Source organism: Polaromonas sp. P3_C2 (genome assembly GCF_056402675.1).
On sequence record NZ_JBFUGX010001103.1, the window covers coordinates 1 to 841 of the forward strand.

Genomic DNA, 841 nt, shown 5'->3' on the forward strand with positions numbered 1-841 from the left:
GGACGGGTATGGGCCCGGCGTTTGATGCGTCGCTGGCCGGCATCCTGGGCCTGCTGATTGGCAGTTTCCTGAATGTTGTGATTTACCGCCTCCCCAAAATGATGGAGCGGCAATGGGCGCAGGAATGCGCGGAGCTGGCCGGGCAGCCAGCAGAGCCTTCCGACAAGTTCAATCTGGTGGTGCCGCGCTCACGCTGCTCCAGTTGCGGCCATGCCATCCGCTGGTACGAGAACATTCCGGTAGTCAGTTACGTGTTCCTGCGAGGCAAGTGTTCGGTATGCGGCTCGCCCTACGGTATGCGCTACCCCGTCGTGGAGGCAGTGACGGGCGCCTTGTTCTTCTTTTGTGTGTGGCGTTGGGGCTGGTCGCTGACTGCGCTGGGCTGGTGCGGCTTTTCCGCCGCACTGCTGGCCCTGGCGATGATCGACTGGGATACCACGCTTCTGCCGGACGATATCACCTTGCCTTTGCTGTGGGCCGGCCTGATCGTCGCCGCCCTGCAGTGGAACCCTTCGGTTAGCCTGCCAACGGCCTTATGGGGTGCCGTCGCTGGCTACCTGTCTCTGTGGCTGGTGTACTGGGCCTTCAAGCTGGCCACCGGCAAGGAAGGCATGGGCTATGGCGACTTCAAGCTTTTCGCCGCACTCGGTGCCTGGTTCGGCTGGCCTGCGCTGGTTCCCATGATCCTGATGGCTTCGGTGATTGGTGCTGTCATAGGTATTGCGTTGAAGTTCTCCACCGGCTTGCGCGAGGGCGGTTATGTGCCCTTTGGGCCTTTCCTGGCCGGTGCGGGTTTCACGGCCATGATTTTTGGGCCGCAATCCATTTTGCGATTTGTGGG

Annotated in this window: 1 protein-coding gene; it reads left to right on the forward strand. The window is 61.5% G+C overall.

Annotated elements, in window-relative coordinates; genetic code table 11:
- Positions 1-8: 8 nt before the first annotated feature.
- A partial coding sequence (locus AC1DWI_RS24915) for a prepilin peptidase (RefSeq protein ID WP_477726149.1) occupies positions 9-841 on the forward strand: 833 nt, incomplete at its 3' end.